The following is a 17,548-nucleotide window of genomic DNA, read 5'->3' on the forward strand; positions in this document are numbered from 1 at the left end:
CGGAAAAACCGAAATTTTGTACCAAGGATGTCGAGTTCGGCGCCATGCTCGTCCACCACACACCACAGTACGTATGGCTCGCTACGCAGGAGGACGAATCTCGTCGAGGTGCCACGTACTACCGGGCTTGCGCCGCATGGCTTTGATCCGATGAGCAAACCCCCGACCGAACTTTTCGCACCAGCAACGGATCGTCTCGTAGGTCACGATCACCCCGCGCTCGAGAGCAGTTCTTCGTTGCCACGCAAGCTCAACTCGAAGCGGAAATACCAGCGCACGGCGCAGCTGATGACCTCGGCTGGAAAACGGTGACCGTGATGTAAGCGATCTCGATTTCTTCATCACGCTATCTTACGTGAACGGCCGAACAACCTGACAATGCAGTTCGGCGTTCTGCTGGAACTCACTGACCCGACCGAAACCAACGCGCTCCCCGCTCATGACGGCTTTCACAACGGAATGTGTGAGTCTGAAATCTATGACGTTCCAGCACGAGCGTCAAACAATCAGTCGACCAACCCTATTCTGACATTCCTGACAGGGCTTTCCTGACATCAGGATAGGGCATGGTTCAACATGACTATCAAAGGCGGGGTTCGGCGCATGAAGGTGATCTTCGGCATGGTAGTCGAATCGAGTGGATTGCCTCCGATCGCCACAGGGCAAGACTTGGCCAAGAGGAAATACTGTGGACAGGATAGTCCTTTCCAGGCCGAATCAATGCCATGCGGTATTGCAGCGCGGGTGCTCACGGTTGTTTTGCTTTTAACGATAGCCCCGGGGTTTCGCCGACCAGAGTAAGAAGCAGATCCGCAACCAGTCGAACACGGGGCGAACGTTTGACGTCCGGGTGCATCACGAGCCATAACTGCCGAACAGTCGAGCACGCGTGATTTGATAGTAAGCACAACGCTGTGTCATTCGCCGCAAGAAAATTGGGAAGTGCGGCAATCCCCAAACCAACTCGTGCGGCATTGAGCAACGCGCCCAGATCATTGCTCCGGAATACGAAGCGACGGTCCCCGGCAATCTGGTTTAGCCAGCGCTGCTGAGGCACTTGACCAAGATCGTCGTCGTACCCCAGGAATTCCCACTCCGACTCCGGACGATTCGCGTACCCGTAGGCAGCATAGAGGCCATAGCTCGTCTCGCCTATGCATCGCGCGACCAGACCTGGGGCGGTTGGCCTTGACATGCGAATTGCCAGATCGGCCTCGCCTCGAGCCAAATTCGCGTCACGCGATTCGCCAATGACTTCCAGATCAATGTTCATCCACTGGGATCGTATGCCCGCGAGGCGAGGTACCAGCAGATGGCTGGCCAATACAGGCGGAGCAGAGATGCGGACAGTACCCTTCATGGACGACACGCCCACCGCTGCGCGGGAAAAGGCCTGCGCTTCGTCGTCCAAGCGTTTCGCCTGTATCGCCAATGTTTCGCCTTCTGGCGTTAGCGACCAGCCTTTCGGCAAACGATCGAACAGCCTGATCTCCAGCGATTGCTCCAGCGCTTCGACCCGCCTCGCAACTGTCGAGTGCTCAACACCCAGGTTGCGTGCTGCACCCGACAGGCTCCCAACTCGCGCTAATTCGAGGAAATACCGGACATCGTCCCATTGCAGACGCTGATTCTCCGCGAGCGACTTTTCCGTGCTTTTTTGCACACTCATTGCCAATTTATCTGGAATTGTTGAGTCATTTTGCCCAGTGCAAGATGGGCTTGCAAGTTCGATCTTCAGGAGAAGAGTATGACGTCCAAATCCGCACCCGATACATCCTCGTTTTATGCGGCCCAAGTGGTAATCGAGCAATACGGTGACGCTTCGCAATTGAGCCAGCGCGAGGTTGCTCTCCCTGCCCTCGTGGCCGGGGAGGTTCGAATCCGCCACACTGCGATCGGCGTCAATTTCGTCGACATCTACCACCGCACCGGCCTCTATGCCCTGCCAGAGCTGCCCGCAATACTAGGTGTCGAGGGCGCCGGTGTGATTGACGCCGTCGGCCCTGGCGTTGAATCACTGCACCCAGGACAGCGCGTAGGCTATGCAGGCCCACCAACCGGTAGCTACGCCAGCGTCCGCAATATTTCCGCCGACCGCGTTCTTCCGCTGCCCGACGACATCGGTGATGACACCGTGGCTAGTCTTCTGCTACGCGGCATCACAGCCCATATGCTGTGTTCGTATGTTTATCCCGTTAAGGCTGGTGACACCGTATTGGTCCATGCGGCCGCCGGCGGTCTGGGCCTCGTCCTGGTGCAATGGGCCAAGGCGCTGGGCGCCCGTGTCATAGGCACGGTCGGCTCGACGGCGAAAGCGGAATTGGCGAAAAAGCATGGACTTGACGAAGCGATTCTTTATCGTGAACAGGATTTCGTCACCGCGATACAGGTTCTGACTTGCGGGCGCGGGGTCGACTACGCAATTGACGGCATCGGCGGCAAGACTCTCATCGAGACGCTAGGTACAGTACGGCCCTTCGGAATGGTCGCCAGCATCGGTCAGGTCAGTGGAGACTCGGGACCGATCGACCTGTCTCTGCTTGGGCCGAGCCGCTCGGTTGCCCTCTCTCGCCCAAGTGTATTTCGCTTCATATCCGATCCGGCACGTTACCGGGAGGGGGGACTGGCCACGTTCCAGCGATTGCAGAGCGGCATGAGGGCGAACATTGAAACGGTGCTTCCTCTGGCCCAAGCGGCTGAAGCGCAGCGTCGTCTGGAAGCGGGCGAAACCAGCGGCTCGATACTATTGCAGCCCTGATCTGGACGGGAGCCCAAAGGTGCAACATCTCAGGGCAAGCGCGTAACAATCGGAAGTTTTTTTTCGGTTGAACGACTGCTTTCTGCCTCCCCGTGTGTCTGCTCGGTTTGCACACAGGCATCGAGTGGCATTGTCAGGTTGTTAGGTCCTTCACGTAAGGTAGCGTGATGAAGAAATCGAAATCGCTTCATCACGGTTACCGTTTTCCAACCGAGGTCATCAGTTGCGGCGTGCGCTGATATTTCCGTTTCGAGTTTAGCTTGAGTGACAACGAGAAACTGCTCTTCGAGCGCGGGGTGATCGTGACCTACGAGACGATCCGTTGCCGGTGCGAAAAGTTCGGCCAGGGCTTTGCTCATCGGATCAAATCCGTGCGGCGCAAGCCGTTGAGTCACCTGCTGGCCAAGCCGCGCGAGACGATGCTGGTCTGCTGGGCAGTGCCAATGACAAACCGCCGCAACAGAAAGGTAATTAAGAGGTCGGCTGGCTTCACGTTGCCATCAAATTTCGGGCGATCGAGCAATCGGCACAAAAATTCCCTGATCTCTTGGCGCCAAACGGGATGCCTGTAGAAAGACGAAATCGCTTCGGTAAAATGGCTGACATGGCATAGCAAGGGTTCCAACGCGAGCTGCGGTCGAAAACTGGTGTTCGGGTTAGGCAGAAATTTGAAGGTGGTGGCGGTTTAGCTGAGAAGGTTGCTCGTCTAGAGTAACAACCACCCAAACCGAGATCCGCCACCAATGAACAGAGTTACAGAAGAAACGAACGCGGTTTAATCGGAAACGCCCGCTAGCGGTCTTGATGATTTGATCCAGCAAGGCGCGCGGCAGATTGTCCACAAGCGATTGAGGCAGAATTGGCGAGCTTGCTCGAAAGGTTTGACAACGTCAAGACGCTCGATAGAAGGCGAACTTTGATTTGCAACGGCTACCTGCCAGAGCGTGTATTCGTGACAGCGATCGGTCCGGTCACCGTCAAGGTAACGAAGGTGTGCGATTGCCCGGGCACGGGCTTGAAGTTGAATTCGGACATCGCGCCGCCCTATGTTCGAAAGTGACTGCGGGTACCAGCGGTGTTGCCTTGGCTGTACCTTCGTGGCGTCTTGACCGGCGACATGAGCAAGGCGCTGAGCGTGCTGCTTGGTGAAAAAAGGCCAAGGGTCTTTCGCCGATGGTCTGTCAGGTTGATGAGGAGGGGGCGATAGAATGAAGTGATGAAGAAGACAAAATCGCTTTATCAGGGCCACTGCCTCCCTGCCGTAATGACAGCTGTGCGGTTCGCTGGATTTCCGATTCAACCTGAGGTTGCCGACATCGAGGAGTTGTTGCTCGAGAGTGGTGTCGCGGTCACGTACGAACCGATCCGTTGCTCGTGCGGTTCAGTTCCTCGATGTCGCGAAAACGCAACTGGAAGCGAAGATACCAACGCACCGCGCGACTGATGACTTCGGCCGGAAAACGTTGACCATGAAAGAGCGATTTCGATTTCTGCCTCGCCTCTCTTACGTGACTGGCGCAACAACCTGACAATGCCACATGTACCATTCGCGCTCAAAATGTCGTCCGCAGACTTAAGCTCGCGCCGAATAACTGACGAACGCCGAATGTCGTTCCCAAAGGCGAATTTGGATCAGTGGCAGAGGCACCGGACACCCGGCTTTCGTCCAGTTCCACATAGACATCGGTCCGCTTGCTGAGAATATAGTCGGCGATCCCATAAAGTGTCATTAGCTCGCCATTTCGGCCCGGCGCAACATTTTTCGCATGGTCGTAGGCGTAAGATACCGTGAACTTCCAGACCGGAGAAGGCGAATAGCTCGCTCCCAGCCGAATAAACTGGTCGGTCCGGTCATCGGTTTGCGGACCGTACGCGGTCGTTACGTTGTTCATGATATTGGTGTTGGCCAGCGCTTCGGATGTACCCGCCGCTCCTACCTGGAACCCGGCGTCACGCTTCGCATAGATGTAGTACGCAAACAGCGACACGCGACTGAATCCGTATGTAGCGCCCGCCTGGCCTACCACGAGCTTGTGCGATTCGGCGTCCTTCGATTCCTGCGCGAAAATACCTGCCTTTCCGCCATTGAAGTTATAGAAGAGCGCACTGGCGCTCGTGCTGCCGATACTGGCGCTGCCCGGCTGTCCGCCAAACGAATGTTGCAGGTCGACAGAGAAAACACCGAACTGCTTTGCGTAGTCGACGGTATTATCGTAACGGCAGCCAACGAGAAACAACTCCCAGTCCGTTGCAGTTATGTTACCGCCACCAATAGCGTCGAAGACGAATGCATCGAAGCTGAATGCGTCTCCATATTGTCGGCCGAACTTTACCGTCCCATATGCCGGATTGGTTAAACCCATCCAGGCATAGCGACCAAACATCTGACCTTGCTGATCGATTTTCCCGGTCCCGGCGTTGAACCCGTTCTGCAGGTCGAATATCGCATGAGTCCCTCCGCCAAGGTCTTCATCACCACGCAGGCCAAAACGATTGCCACTGATAGCCCCTTCTGAAAGTCCGACGGACGAGCCATGCGCTCCGGTGCCAGTAGGACTGCTTTGGTAACGGATCGCCTCGTCGATGACGCCGTAAAGCGTCACACTGGACTGTGCCATGACGCCACTGCTCAACAGGCATCCCACCAGGATGGCCGATAACTTTGCCTTCATATGTCTCCTTGGTTTTTTTCATCAACGTGTACAGCGGACGAGTCATCCGCCCTCAATATCACGCTTCCGCCCGCCTCCTTGATCCCTGATTAACGAGTCAATTTTTACTTTTAAATTCGCCGTTTAATCTGTGATGCTTAACAATTAGAAAAAAGAGAAACCAAATAAATAGCAACCTTGACGAACGACGACCGCGATCCGTCAACGCATGAACGCATGTGCGGATATGCGAGCTGCCCAAAGACCGCAGTCAATGCAGAACAGAAGCGAAGCTTGGGTTCAGGCGGTTCAGTAATTCCACGACGAAGATTGCGGGCTTCGGGTTGTCGCACCGCATTTTCAAAGGTCACCGGCAAATGTCCGATCCGCTTTGCGGTTGCGCGCCGGGCAACCGCGATTGCAGGGGGTGTCATCGACAGGTGACGTGCCACCGGCCGACGCTCAGGAAATATCAGCACCTTCTGTGAAGAAAGTGCTCGCCAGCCTGTTCTTCTGAACCTTCCCCGTCGTCGTCGTCGGAAGCTCGCTCTCTGAAACGAAACGCAGCTTGCGCGGAACCTTGTAGGCTGCGAGGTTCTGCTTGCAATACTGAACGAGATCGTCATGGGTCACGGTCGTCCCGTCCTTCAACACGACGATTGCTCCAATTTCCTCGTCTTTCACAGCGTCGGGCACGCCCACCACATAGGCCAGATAGACTGACGGATGCGAGGAAAGGACGGCTTCGACATCCGCCGGCGAAACATTGATCCCGCCTGACTTGATCAACTCTTTCAGGCGCCCACGGTAGAAGAGATAGCCGTTGATATCGACGAACCCGAGATCGCCTGTCCTGAAAAAACCCTGCTCGTCAAACGACGCCTTCGATAATTCCTCGTTTTTATAGTACCCATCGCAGACGCGCCCTTTCACGCGAATCTCGCCGATTTCACCAGACGGCAAATCGCGTCCATCCGCCCCGACGATCCTTTGCTCGACACCTGGCAGCGGCTGGCCGCACGACATCACCCGCAGGTTCTCTTCATCCTTGTAGCTGGTGACGTGCGAGTTGCCGTATGTTTCGGTCAATCCGTAGATATTGCAGACCTGGGTGACACCGAACTCGATCACGCGCTGGATCTGTTCAGGCGAACCCAGTGTTCCTCCTTTAATCAGAGACCGGGTGTCGCGCCGCTCGCGATCCGGGTGATCGAAAAGTGCCTGGGCGATGTTGGGCGTACCGTAAAAAACCGTGCAACGCTCCTGCTCGATGAGACGCAAGGCTTCTGCTGCATCGAAAGACTCCTGCAGCACGATGCATCCGCCATGCGTAAGCAGATTCATCATTGAGTTGACACACCCTAGCGCCCAGAACAGGGACACTGCCAACCAGAGTCGGTCACCGGCAATGACCCCTTGCCGTTCGCCGATGTGCCAGCCGTTTACGATCAGATGCTCGTGAGACAACTGGACACCCTTCGGAGCCGACGTCGAACCCGATGTGTAAAGCTGGAACGCAATGGCCTTCTCGTCTACGGCGTCGCCTGCCGCGCGAACGGCTTCGATCGCAGCAGCGTCCGGCTTCGATTTGCTATCGATAAACGGGAGCCAGGCCTCAGGCAAGTCCTCGTCGACACCGATCACCGCCTTGAGTTGACTCCGCACCTCCGGGTCCATTTCATTCAATGCGGCGGCGTAATCGCGCCTGAGATAGCTGCGGGTTGCGACCAGATATTGAGTTTCAGAATTCACCAGAAGGTATGAAAGCTCGCGCGTTGTCGCCCACGAATTCAGCGACACGACCACGCACCCAAGGCTGGCGATCGCCAGCGCGCTAACGATCCATTCTGGCCGGTTGCCCATCAGGACACCCACCTTGTCTCCCGGTTTCACGCCAATCACTGTCAGGCGCGCCGCGAACGTTTCGACCTGCTCTAGCAGATCTCGATAAGTCAAACGCTCACCGCGTCCGACCACGGCTTCCAGATCGCCGTAAAGCGTCTCGAGTTCCCGCATCAGGCGCGGCAAGGTCCGACTGTTAGGGCTGTTGCTCACTTCTCGTCTCCGTTATGGCGCTTACGAACCGCGTTGCTCGGTAGTTCGCATATGTGAATCGTGTTTGCTCTCTAGAACATATGGTGCTACATTTATTTGGCACGGTCAAGAAAGGGGTGGATGCGTGCGCTCCCAAACGCGCTTCTGATGCGCCAAACAGATCGATGATCGATAAATAGAAAGTGCGGTCGGCTTTGAAGCGGCTGCCAGGAGACGGCTATGTCAGTGGTACAGAAATTCCGGGTCAATGACGTGATCGATAACAGACCGTTAGGCCGTTATCAAACGTTTCTGGTGTTCCTTGGCTTTATCACCATCGTGTTTGACGGCTTCGACGCTGTCGTGATGGGATATATCGCTCCCCAGTTGAGAATCGACTGGGGCTTGAGTCACGATGCGATCGGCGCAATCCTGAGCGCGGGCCTGGTCGGGCAGGCAATTGGGGCGATCGTGGGTGGCCCACTCGCCGACCGCTTCGGACGCAAGCCGATCGTCGTGGCTAACGTCCTGTTCTTTGGAATCTGGACACTCGCCACGGCCATGTCTTCCGACGTGCGAGGCATGGTGATCTTCCGTTTTTTGACCGGGCTCGGGCTCGGAGCGGCCATCCCCAATACGAGTACTTTGATCGCGGAATACGCGCCGAAGAGAATGCGCTCGTTTCTCATCACCGTAACACTTTGCGGCTATACAGCGGGTGGCGCAGCGGGCGGCTTCGCCGCAGCCTGGATGATTCCGCACATGGGCTGGAGGAGCGTGGTGATCGCGGCAGGCGTGCTGCCCGTGATCCTTGCGGTCGTCTTGCTGGGCGCCATGCCAGAGTCGCTCAGTTTCCTCGTCGCACGGAACAAATCGCGCGCCGCCATATCGGCAATCATGGCGCGCATCGCGCCTGAACTGGCAGAGGGTTCTTACGAGCTGGTCATTGAGAAACGCACGACGTCTCGTGCGAACTCCATGTGGATCGTCCTCGAAAATGGTTACCGTTTCGGTACGGCCACGCTGTGGGTGGGCTATTTTTGCGTGCTCTTCACCATCTATCTGCTAAGCAGCTGGTTGCCCACACTGGTCAAGGAAGGCGGTGGCTACACCGTTTCCGAGAGTGCGATCGTCATGGCAATGTTCCAGGTCGGGGGTCCTATCGGTTCGCTTGCCATCGGATGGGCGATGGATCGATGGAGCAAACACGTCGTCCTGGCCTGTGTATTCGTCATCGGGGCTTGCAGTGTGGGCGCGATCGGTGGATCTCCGCAGAGTTACCTGCTGCTGTGCGGACTCGCCTTGATAGTCGGCTTTTGCATGAGCGGCGGCAGTGTCGGCATGACGGCGCTCGCGACCGGCTGGTATCCAACCGAAGCGCGCGCCACGGGCTCGAGCTGGATGTTGGGCGTGGGCCGCATCGGCGCAATCCTGAGCGCGATTCTGGGTGGGCAGATGCTGACGCTCGGATGGAATATGGCGGACATCTTCCGTGCATTGATTATTCCCGCAATCGTTGCCGCGATCGCCATTCTTGCTCATAAGCGTTGCAGGGTTCCCTCTGGAGCCGCCAACCCTCTCTCTGCCGCCGCGCTCAACGTAGATGCTTCGGACTAGACGTACATCAACCCAAGGATTAGTCATGTCGTGCATGCCTCCTCACGCCGAGATCACGCGTGTTATCAACTGCCAGAACCAGCTTGGTGAAGGTCCGATATGGAGCCCGCTTCACCAGAAGTTGTGGTGGGTCGACGTCAGCACGCCGACGCTTTGGCGATTCGATCCGTTGAGCGGAGCAACCGATCGGTGGCCGTTGCCGAAGCCTCCGGCCGTGATCGCACTCCGGCAAAGCGGCGGCCTGCTGCTGCTTTTTCGAAGGGGCCATCTATTGCTCGACCAGCTTGTGCCGGGCGATACGATTCCCGAACCGCTTCCGCTCGATCTGGAGAACGATCGGCTGAACGACGGCAGAGTCGATGCCGCAGGAAGGTTGTGGGTGGGCAGCCTCGCGCGCGACCTTCGATCACCTGTGGGAAAGCTTTACCTTTTCGAGGGCGGCGATCGCAACCCGCCCCTACGACCCGTGGAGAGCGGATTCACCCTCTCGAACGGGATCGGCTGGAATCCCGAGCGCACGTTGATGTACTTCGCAGACACGCACTCGAAGACCATTCACACTTTTGATTTCGACCTCGAGACGGGCGGCCTCTCCAGCAAGCGTGTGCTCACGCAAATCTCCGGCGAAGGCGGCCCGGATGGACTGACCGTCGACGCCGACGGCAATGTCTGGGTCGCGATCTTCGGAGCCGGCGCCGTGCACTGTTACCGTCCGGACGGAAAGCTCGTGCGCAGTGTCGAACTGCCCACGGCCTACCCCACGAGTTGTACGTTTGGTGGCGTGGATCTCGACACGCTGTACGTCACGTCCGCGTCGACAGATTTCCATGGCGACCCGGTTCCGGAAGGAGACGGCGGCGGAGCACTCTGGGCCGTCAAGGGCGTGGGGCGTGGTCAGGCCGAATCGCTGCTCCCTTACTAGCAAATTTTTGTCGTCGAGGAAAAATCTTTATATGACTCAAGCTCTTCTGAACGAGCCCGCAGTTGCGGGCATCGGTACGACGCGGTACGGAAAATTACCTGATTACGACATCTACGAGCTGGCGCAATGGGCATTGAAGGACGCTCTGGACGACTGCGGTTTGACGTACGCGGATCTGGACGGTTTGATCGTCAACCGGATTCCTAGCTACAGTCACCTCGCGGATCAATGCGGCATCAACCCGGATTACGTGCTATCGACGCCAGGGCATGGCAGATTCAGCGGTATCTGCATCCAGACGGCGGCCCATCTGATTTCCAGTGGCGCGGTCAATACGATCGCGCTCGTCTACGCGAACGATGGCGGGAGCGCAGGCATCTCCTATGGCGGCGATGCGAGTCAGTTCGGCGGTGCCGCAGGCGCATACGGCGGTGCGGATAGTCACTGGACGCCCTACGGTATGACATCGCCGGGCGCATTCCACGCGCTCATGATGCAACGGCACATGCATCTGTATGGGACGAAATCCGAAGATCTCGGCGAAATCGCCAAAACGTTCCGTCACCACGCGAGCCTCAATCCCGCGGCCGTCATGCGTGAAGAGTTTACGATCGAGCAATACATGCAGAGCCGGTTTATCTGCGATCCGCTTCGTCTACTCGATTATTGCCTGATCAATGACGGCGCCGTCGCCATGATCATGACAAGCGGATCGCGTTCACGAGACCTGCGCAAGCCACCGGTTTACGTACGAGGCGTCGCTCAGGCATCCGACTTCACAGATAGCAGCTTTCCGCCAGAGGACTTCTGGTCGGGCGCAATGAACAGGGTCGCAACGAAAGTCCATGGCATGGCCGGCACGACGAACGACGACATGAGCGGACTGATGATTTACGATAACTTCACGCCGACCGTCCTCGTTTCTCTCGAGGGGTTCGGCTTTTGCCCCGTGGGAGAAAGCGGACGCTGGGTGAACGAAGGTCATCTTCGGCTGGGGCAGCGCTTCCCGACGAACACGAACGGCGGACATCTCTCCGAATCCTATCTCCAGGGATGGGGACTTAACGTGGAAGCAGTCCGGCAACTTCGCGGCGAGTGCGACGCCCGCCAGATCGACTCCCCGGCTTTCATTCAGTACATGGCAGCTACACCGATCACGACGTCAATCATTTACGGAAAGGACTCGAAATGATCTCCACTCAAACAACGGTACCTAACGACCCTAAGAGCAAACCGCATTGGGACGCAGCCATTAAAGGGATTCTCCTCGCCCAGCGCTGCCTCGATTGCGGAAAGTACCGCTTCCCCGCGACATGGCAATGCGCGCATTGTCATGGGCGAGATGCTGAGTGGGCGACGCTCAGCGGTCAGGGCCGGGTGGAATCGTTCTGCACGTTCCACAAAGCCTACTGGCCGTCGATTAAAGGTCAACTGCCCTACACCGTCGTGCAGGTCATGCTTGACGAAGGTATTCGTTATATGAGCAGCCTGAGTGGCCATGCTTACGCGAAACCTGAGATCGGTCAGCGGGTGAAAGCCTGGTTCGACCCGGTCTCCGCCGAACTAACACTGGTCCGCTTTGCCCCTCTGGTTCCGGAACCGTCATAAGCCGCGTTGATAGACGTCGCGGCCTGGCGCGGATAGCGACGGCATCACCCATGCCTAGTCGCTATCACTTTCCCGAAAGTATTTTTCCGGAGTCGGTTTCAGTTTGGCACCGAGTCGGCGGGAAAGCGCGTCGGTACTTTGCAGAATCTGTTCCGCGATTCGTTTCTCGAGTTCCGGGTCGTCCTCCGAGGACGGTATGCCAATACCAATGGCCGCGATCGGGCGGTTCTCTATGTTGAATACGGGCGCGGCTATGCCGATGATCCCCGGGAGATACTCGCCTTCCATACGCGCGAAGCCCGACTTGCGAACTTCCACCAGTGCGGAACGAAGTTCTGCGGCATCCATTCTCGTTTTAGAGGTGTAGGCCTGGGGCTTGTAAGTAGACAGCAGCCGTCCGATTTCCTCTGGTGCCAGAAAGCCGAGAATCGCCCTCCCGAGTGCGCTGTGAAACATCGGTATATGTTGCCCTACGCTCAGCGAATGAGCGAGTGGCGAAGGAAGCGATTCCGAGCAGACGACAATACAGTTGTCGCCTTTAGGAATGACCATCGTCGTGTAAACGTTCAGTTGCAGAAAGACGTTGTGCACAATCGGACTGCCGAGCCGCACGATATTCAGATTGCGGAGATAGGCATGCGCAAGGAACATCACCTGCGAACCGATTGAATATCGTCCCGTTTCGCGATCCAGATCCAGATAACCTGGCCGTTGGAGATCCAGCATAAGCGCGGTGAGACTGCTCTTGGGAATACCCAAAGCCTGAGAGATCTCGGTATGAGTTGCATATCCCGCTTTATGGGTTGCGACGAACTCCATAATTTCCAGCACTCGCAGTGCAGACTTTGCCATGTGTACCCAGAAAATTATCTGAAGTTTACAATTGTACGATGCGTGGGCGAACGGTGGCCTTTTTCATAGGCAACGCAACGATGCCGCCGCGGATCGGCAACTGGATGAAACACGCAATCACATTGTGCTCTCGTGGTGGGCAAAGACACCTCTCATCCCGCTCCACGTCAGCTTTCCAAGCGGTACAACGGACGGTCGCAGCGTCTAACAGGCCGTTGAAATACCTGATGTGGCGGTCATTCGTAACGAAGGCGTAAATGTTGAACTGATGTCATCGCTGCGAGCGAGATGGAACGGATGCGTGGTCCAAATAGTTTTACCGAGTCGATGTTCACGCTGCTGAAGCTGGACGATTTTGTGCCGAAGGAACATCCGTTGCGCCCGATTCGAGCGTGGGTCAATGACGCGCTTAAACGCATGGACGATGTGTTCGCCCGGACGTACGAGGCTGACGCGAAAGGTGGTCGGCCGAGCATCGCGCCGAAGAAACTGGCGCGAGCTCCTAGATGCATAAGCGATGCCGCTCGTGAGTGGCTCGATTCTGCGACACCGCCCAAAGCGGCGGTGGATGCGGCGCGCACTTCGGCCTTGGCCGCCGAATCGCTTGATTTTTTTCGCGTCGGCCGCCCGGCCAACAGACCGGGCGGCAGATGGGGCGCAGTTGTCGATCTAATTTTCAGAGGAACGCGATTAGGCGGCAGTGATCGGCCATGAGGAGAAACTCACCCGACCGAGAGATACGGCTCAAAGTCGCCCGGTTTCGGTCAATCGCCCCGAGGATGCTGAGAAAACCCTCAGAAACGCGCGGGCGCACGGGTCCATACTTCCAGCTGCGATGTCCTGTAATAGCGGCTTCACAAATGCGATGGTTCTCTTGTCGATCAACGCAACAGGACCGTAAGACAGCCCTCCTTTCCCCGCGGACGCACCTTTTACCCATCCGCGTCGCACCTGCAAGGCCATCAGCGCCGCCGCCGATGATAAAACAACGCACAAACGCTTCGCCTGCATCCGCGTTTGTCCAAAAATCGAAATCACGGGCGCACGACAGCCCGGCTTTTTGTCGCGCGCCTGGAAAGTTTTGCGGCTTAAGTCAGCTTGTACGAGCCAGCCCCCGCGCCTGCGAGGTTGCCGCCATCGACGATCAGATACTCGGGTCGGATCGGCCTGCCCTCGAAGAAACATTCGAGGATTTCAAGCGTGCCCGCAGCGTAGCGGGCCTGTCCCGACAATGAACTGCCCGACATGTGAGGCGTCATGCCCTGGTTCGGCATGCTCCGCCATGGATGATCGACTGGCGCGGGCTGCGGGAACCACACGTCGCCGGCGTAGCCCGCCAGTTGTCCCGACTGCAATGCGCGAACGATTGCGTCGCGGTCGCACAGCGCACCCCGTGCGGTGTTGATCAGATACGCGCCGCGCTTGGTGAGGCTAAGCAGCTTATCGTCGAAAAGACCTTCGGTCGACGGGTAAAGCGGCATTTGCAGATTGATCACATCGCATAACTTCACTAATGACTCGGGCGTGTCGTGGTACATCAGACCAAGCTCGGCCTCGACATCCGGCGACAGACGATGCGGATCGTAGTAATGCAGCTTCACGTCGAACGGTTTAAGCCTGCGCAACACTGCAAGACCAATGCGTCCCGCCGCCAAAGTACCGAAATGCATCCCTTCGAGGTCGTAGCTGCGGCTCACGCAGTCAGCGATATTCCAGCCGCCATTCGCTGCGTACTGATGTGCGGGCAAATAGTTTCGCACCAGCGACAACACCATCATTACAACGTGTTCGGCTACGCTGATGCTGTTCGAAAAGGTCTCCTCTGCAACGGTAATGCCGTGCGCCGCAGCGGCTTTCAGGTCGACATGATCGGAGCCGATGCCTGCGGTCAACGCGAGTTTCAGCTTCTTCGCCTTTCCGATCCGCTCGGCCGTCAGATAGGCGGGCCAGAAAGGCTGCGAGATGACGACATCAGCGTCGACCAGATGCCGGTCGAAACTCGAGTCAACACCATCCTTATCGCTCGTGACAACCAGTTCATGACCGTTCTTCTCGAGATAACTGCGCAGTCCTAGCTCGCCCGAGACGCAACCGACCAGCTCACCCGGTTTGAATCCGAGCGGCCCTTTGGGCGACGGTACGGTCTGGCCATTCGGATAATGAGTAATGATCGGGACCTCGTCGCGAGCGTATTTCGGCGGAAATCCGGTTACCGGATCGGGATAAAGAACGCATAAGATCTTTGCCATGCCAACTCCTGAAGGACGGTTATAACAGTTGCCTGATCGGCGTAGAGAGTCTAGGTCCGGTACCACCGGCGCTTTTCCAGATTCGCACGACAGCGTTATATCTGAGTGAATATATCGAGAGCGTGTGCACGTGGTCGGGCTTGTCATGGACGAAATTCGACGCGCCGCATGGCGGCAGTTAGCCAGCATCGGCTTCCGGACAGATCGCCTTGGTTGATTCCTGTGCCACCAGAGTGGAAAGAAGTACGGCGCAAGGTTGGCGTGGCAGACAACGCAATGCTGCGTTGCTCTGGGATCCGTTTATCAGTTTTTTTTTCAGTAATAAGCTTGAACGAATCGCTGCAGGTTTGTTGCCTCGCGGCTCCAACCTCCGCCGACCCGAGGCATCGCCGTACCGTTCTGTCGCGAACCGATCGTCAGCCGATGACCGCCCCCCGTTTCGGGGAATCGCGCTGCGGCAACCACGAAATATTGATCAATGGATAATTTAATGCACAAAACCATGGAACGTATCGATGAACAAACTCGCTGAGTTTCGCCGCGGATGGCTGCAATTGACCGGCTCGACGTTGGGTCTCGGCATCGGCGTGATCGGCTTAGGCTCTTACAACCTTGGCCTTTTCGCAAAAGATCTGCAAGGTGCGGTTGGATTGACGAAGACGCAATATGGTGCGGGCTATCTCGCCTTCACACTGGGACTCGCGCTCGGCCTGCAGATGTGGGGGCGACTGCTGTCGCGCTTCGGCGCGGCGCGCACCGCTGCGGGTAGCGCGCTCGCCCTCGCCGTTTGCTTCGTTGGAATGGCCGGATTGATCTCAACGCCCACGGCGTACATTGCTCTCGTTGGCATGGCTGGGTTTTTCGGCGGCGGCACGAGCGGCCTCACATTCACCCGGATTGTGAGCGGCTGGTTCGATCGCGGCCGTGGATTCGCACTCGGTCTTACCCAAGTGGGCCTCGGTCTGTGCGGAGCGATTCTGCCACCCATCGTTGCGGCAACCATCGGCAAAAACGGCTGGCACTCCGGCTACCTTCTGTTGGCGGCTATTGCTGCAGTCGGTGCACCCATTTCATTACTGATCCTGCGCGACAGCCAGGACATCCCGAGGACGGCGCCCGTCGCGTCCGAGCCCGTCAACCAGGAGGAACTCGCAAGAGAGTTTGCGGCGGTCAAGCGAACTGGAACGTTCTGGCTGATGTGCCTCGCCTTCACGTTATCGACGTTGTTCGTCGCGGGTAACGCACAGCATATGGCGCCGATGCTGCGCGAACTCGGTGCGACTGCTACCTCGGCTGCGAAGTACATGAGCCTTCTAGGTATCGGCACGGTCTGTGTGCGCCTGATCGTGGGCTGGCTGTCCGACTACGTGCACTCCCCAAGGCTGATGGCCTTTTCCTGCCTCGTCGGAATGGGGGGAGTAATTACTCTGAAACTTGGCGGAGTCGGCTATGCACCGCTATACGCGTTCACGGTGGGCTGGACGTTCGGTGGCGAAATCGATCTGGTAGCGCTCATGTGTACACGCTATTTCGGTCTACGGGTGTTTGCCCGAGCCTACGCTTTCCAGTACGGCGCTCTGTGTATTGCTGCGGGTGTGGGCCCACTCGGTCTCGGTTGGTTGGCGGACCGATTGGGCAGCTATCAGCCCGGCCTGCTGCTGAGCGCAGCGCTTGCCGCCGCTGCGGCATTCGTGTTTCTCCTCCTGCCGCGTTACGACGCAGGCGCTACCGAAAAAGCCAGTACACAAGGGCCTATACGCCTCAATAGCACCGAGTAATCAAACCCGGACTAAGCAGTCAACACGTCAACAACGCGCTTGCCAAGCAGCGCTACTCTTCAGGAAAGTATCGATGATCCATTTTGACCACATTTGTCTGGCGGCACAGAATGTTTATGAAGCCACCTTCAGGCTGAGCCGCGAAACAGGTTTAGGCAACTACGACGGCGGGTTCTTTCCGCTCTATGGGATCGGCCACAAGGTGGTCCCGCTCGCACCAGACATTTATATCGAGGTGGAAGGCATTGTGGATCACCGGGTTCTTGCGCGCGGCCAACCGCTGGCCACTTTTTTCGAGCAGCAAACACGAGTGGGGGATTGTTTTGTCGGCTGGTGTCTGCGCGCGGACTCGCTGGACGAGCTGAAGACTTTCGCCAGGCATCACAACACGGTTGTCGACGAAAATACCACTGGCAAGGACGCCGGCCGCCAGATGATGAACGGTGAGCGCGGTTTTGCGCTGCAGACACCCAGTGCATTGACGGCATGGCCAATCGGAAAACCCAATCTGTACTTCAAGCCCGGCAATGGCACTCACGCCGCTAGCCTGCCGATTGTCCCAGGAACTGGATCGGTGCAGGGGAAAGGACTGAACTGGATCGAAATCGGTGAGGACGAGGCCGCGTTCGCTGCATGGCTCGGCGAGATTGCTCACCCCTCGGACTTTCCGTTCGAGATCCGATACAACAGGAACAGTGCCGGACTGTACGCGCTCGGCGTAGAGACGAGCATCGGCGAACAGGAGATCCGCCGCGCGCCGGTCAAGATCTGAATAGAACACGCAACTGGAGTAAGTCCGGACGGCGCGATGGTGGAGTAGGTATCGACGACAAGGCCGTTTTTTTAATGCTGCTTGCCGTCGTAGATCGAACAGGCTAACGGCTCCCAACGAGTTCTGGATCGACGACGATTTCGGGTCGATAAGGCGCCGCGGGTCGGCTTGTCAGGCACCAAAGCCCTGTGCTTATCTCTCTGTCCATCTATATGTCCCCTGGTCTGGATGTGCACCACAATCCCGAGTTGGTCGTGTCTGACCGTCGTCTCCGCCAATGCCGCTTGCCGGACGCCCCCGGGTGGAC

The 17,548-nt window shown here is 57.4% G+C and carries 12 protein-coding genes and 4 pseudogenes; 10 read left to right on the forward strand and 6 right to left on the reverse strand.

Features of this window, described 5'->3' with window-relative positions; genetic code table 11:
- Positions 1-8 precede the first annotated feature (8 nt).
- Both FQ746_RS32435 and FQ746_RS32440 read right to left on the reverse strand, forming a co-directional pair.
- Positions 9-342: pseudogene (locus FQ746_RS32435) on the reverse strand (IS6 family transposase); the annotation flags it as partial.
- Positions 343-748: 406 nt separating this feature from the next.
- Positions 749-1,669, reverse strand: a complete 921-nt coding sequence (locus FQ746_RS32440) for a LysR family transcriptional regulator (protein WP_144113883.1) — start codon at positions 1,667-1,669, stop codon at positions 749-751.
- A gap of 78 nt (positions 1,670-1,747) precedes the next feature.
- Here FQ746_RS32440 and FQ746_RS32445 point away from each other — a divergent pair, with 78 nt between their 5' ends.
- The 3 genes and pseudogenes from FQ746_RS32445 to FQ746_RS35430 all read left to right on the forward strand — a co-directional run.
- Entirely contained in the window at positions 1,748-2,758 is a 1,011-nt protein-coding gene (locus tag FQ746_RS32445) for a quinone oxidoreductase family protein (RefSeq protein WP_144113884.1), read from the forward strand.
- 167 nt (positions 2,759-2,925) lie between these two features.
- A pseudogene (locus FQ746_RS35425) lies at positions 2,926-3,144 on the forward strand (IS6 family transposase); the annotation flags it as partial.
- 423 nt (positions 3,145-3,567) lie between these two features.
- A pseudogene (locus tag FQ746_RS35430) lies at positions 3,568-3,908 on the forward strand (IS256 family transposase); the annotation flags it as partial.
- Between the two features lie 403 nt (positions 3,909-4,311).
- Here FQ746_RS35430 and FQ746_RS32460 read toward each other — a convergent pair.
- Together FQ746_RS32460 and FQ746_RS32465 are read right to left on the reverse strand one after the other, a co-directional pair.
- Positions 4,312-5,430: a porin gene (locus FQ746_RS32460; RefSeq protein ID WP_144113886.1), complete on the reverse strand. Its 1,119-nt coding sequence runs from the start codon at positions 5,428-5,430 to the stop codon at positions 4,312-4,314.
- A 441-nt stretch (positions 5,431-5,871) separates the two neighbouring features.
- A complete protein-coding gene (locus FQ746_RS32465; RefSeq protein WP_144113887.1) occupies positions 5,872-7,464 on the reverse strand; it encodes a class I adenylate-forming enzyme family protein in 1,593 nt (530 codons plus the stop codon).
- A 219-nt stretch (positions 7,465-7,683) separates the two neighbouring features.
- Here FQ746_RS32465 and FQ746_RS32470 point away from each other — a divergent pair, with 219 nt between their 5' ends.
- The 4 genes from FQ746_RS32470 to FQ746_RS32485 are packed head-to-tail and all read left to right on the forward strand — an operon-like array spanning position 7,684 to position 11,590.
- Complete coding sequence (locus tag FQ746_RS32470; RefSeq protein ID WP_144113888.1) at positions 7,684-9,060, forward strand: MFS transporter; 1,377 nt, start codon at positions 7,684-7,686, stop codon at positions 9,058-9,060.
- A 25-nt stretch (positions 9,061-9,085) separates the two neighbouring features.
- Positions 9,086-9,982: an SMP-30/gluconolactonase/LRE family protein gene (locus FQ746_RS32475; RefSeq protein ID WP_144113889.1), complete on the forward strand. Its 897-nt coding sequence runs from the start codon at positions 9,086-9,088 to the stop codon at positions 9,980-9,982.
- Between the two features lie 31 nt (positions 9,983-10,013).
- Positions 10,014-11,174 carry a thiolase family protein gene (locus FQ746_RS32480; RefSeq protein ID WP_144113890.1) on the forward strand — a complete coding sequence of 387 codons (1,161 nt, stop codon included), beginning with the start codon at positions 10,014-10,016 and terminating at the stop codon, positions 11,172-11,174.
- Entirely contained in the window at positions 11,171-11,590 is a 420-nt protein-coding gene (locus FQ746_RS32485) for a Zn-ribbon domain-containing OB-fold protein (RefSeq protein ID WP_144113891.1), read from the forward strand. Before FQ746_RS32480 ends, FQ746_RS32485 begins: the two co-directional genes overlap by 4 nt.
- Positions 11,591-11,644: 54 nt before the next feature.
- On the opposite strand, the gene FQ746_RS32490 is transcribed toward FQ746_RS32485, so the two are convergent.
- Positions 11,645-12,442, reverse strand: coding sequence for an IclR family transcriptional regulator (locus FQ746_RS32490; protein ID WP_144113892.1), 798 nt, complete (start codon positions 12,440-12,442; stop codon positions 11,645-11,647).
- Positions 12,443-12,739: 297 nt separating this feature from the next.
- Here FQ746_RS32490 and FQ746_RS32495 point away from each other — a divergent pair.
- Positions 12,740-12,943 (forward strand): annotated as a pseudogene (locus FQ746_RS32495) (IS5/IS1182 family transposase); the annotation flags it as partial.
- Between the two features lie 587 nt (positions 12,944-13,530).
- Here FQ746_RS32495 and FQ746_RS32500 read toward each other — a convergent pair.
- A complete protein-coding gene (locus FQ746_RS32500; RefSeq protein ID WP_144113893.1) occupies positions 13,531-14,691 on the reverse strand; it encodes an NAD-dependent formate dehydrogenase in 1,161 nt (386 codons plus the stop codon).
- A gap of 515 nt (positions 14,692-15,206) precedes the next feature.
- Here FQ746_RS32500 and FQ746_RS32505 point away from each other — a divergent pair.
- Together FQ746_RS32505 and FQ746_RS32510 are read left to right on the forward strand one after the other, a co-directional pair.
- Positions 15,207-16,469 (forward strand): MFS transporter, encoded by a 1,263-nt coding sequence (locus FQ746_RS32505; protein ID WP_144113894.1) that lies wholly within the window; start codon positions 15,207-15,209, stop codon positions 16,467-16,469.
- A 73-nt stretch (positions 16,470-16,542) separates the two neighbouring features.
- Complete coding sequence (locus FQ746_RS32510; RefSeq protein WP_144113895.1) at positions 16,543-17,241, forward strand: VOC family protein; 699 nt, start codon at positions 16,543-16,545, stop codon at positions 17,239-17,241.
- Positions 17,242-17,548: the final 307 nt, after the last annotated feature.

The organism is Paraburkholderia sp. BCC1886, from assembly GCF_900996245.1.
Classification (GTDB): domain Bacteria; phylum Pseudomonadota; class Gammaproteobacteria; order Burkholderiales; family Burkholderiaceae; genus Paraburkholderia.

What these genes read in the sequence shown, in the direction of transcription:
- FQ746_RS32480 (WP_144113890.1), top strand. Translation starts at nt 10,014, where the DNA reads ATGACTCAAGCTCTTCTGAACGAGCCCGCAGTTGCGGGCATCGGTACG.
- FQ746_RS32510 (WP_144113895.1), top strand. Translation starts at nt 16,543, where the DNA reads ATGATCCATTTTGACCACATTTGTCTGGCGGCACAGAATGTTTATGAA.
- FQ746_RS32475 (WP_144113889.1), top strand. Translation starts at nt 9,086, where the DNA reads ATGTCGTGCATGCCTCCTCACGCCGAGATCACGCGTGTTATCAACTGC.
- FQ746_RS32440 (WP_144113883.1), bottom strand. Translation starts at nt 1,669, where the DNA reads ATGAGTGTGCAAAAAAGCACGGAAAAGTCGCTCGCGGAGAATCAGCGT.
- FQ746_RS32490 (WP_144113892.1), bottom strand. Translation starts at nt 12,442, where the DNA reads ATGGCAAAGTCTGCACTGCGAGTGCTGGAAATTATGGAGTTCGTCGCA.
- FQ746_RS32500 (WP_144113893.1), bottom strand. Translation starts at nt 14,691, where the DNA reads ATGGCAAAGATCTTATGCGTTCTTTATCCCGATCCGGTAACCGGATTT.
- FQ746_RS32505 (WP_144113894.1), top strand. Translation starts at nt 15,207, where the DNA reads ATGAACAAACTCGCTGAGTTTCGCCGCGGATGGCTGCAATTGACCGGC.
- FQ746_RS32460 (WP_144113886.1), bottom strand. Translation starts at nt 5,430, where the DNA reads ATGAAGGCAAAGTTATCGGCCATCCTGGTGGGATGCCTGTTGAGCAGT.
- FQ746_RS32445 (WP_144113884.1), top strand. Translation starts at nt 1,748, where the DNA reads ATGACGTCCAAATCCGCACCCGATACATCCTCGTTTTATGCGGCCCAA.
- FQ746_RS32470 (WP_144113888.1), top strand. Translation starts at nt 7,684, where the DNA reads ATGTCAGTGGTACAGAAATTCCGGGTCAATGACGTGATCGATAACAGA.
- FQ746_RS32485 (WP_144113891.1), top strand. Translation starts at nt 11,171, where the DNA reads ATGATCTCCACTCAAACAACGGTACCTAACGACCCTAAGAGCAAACCG.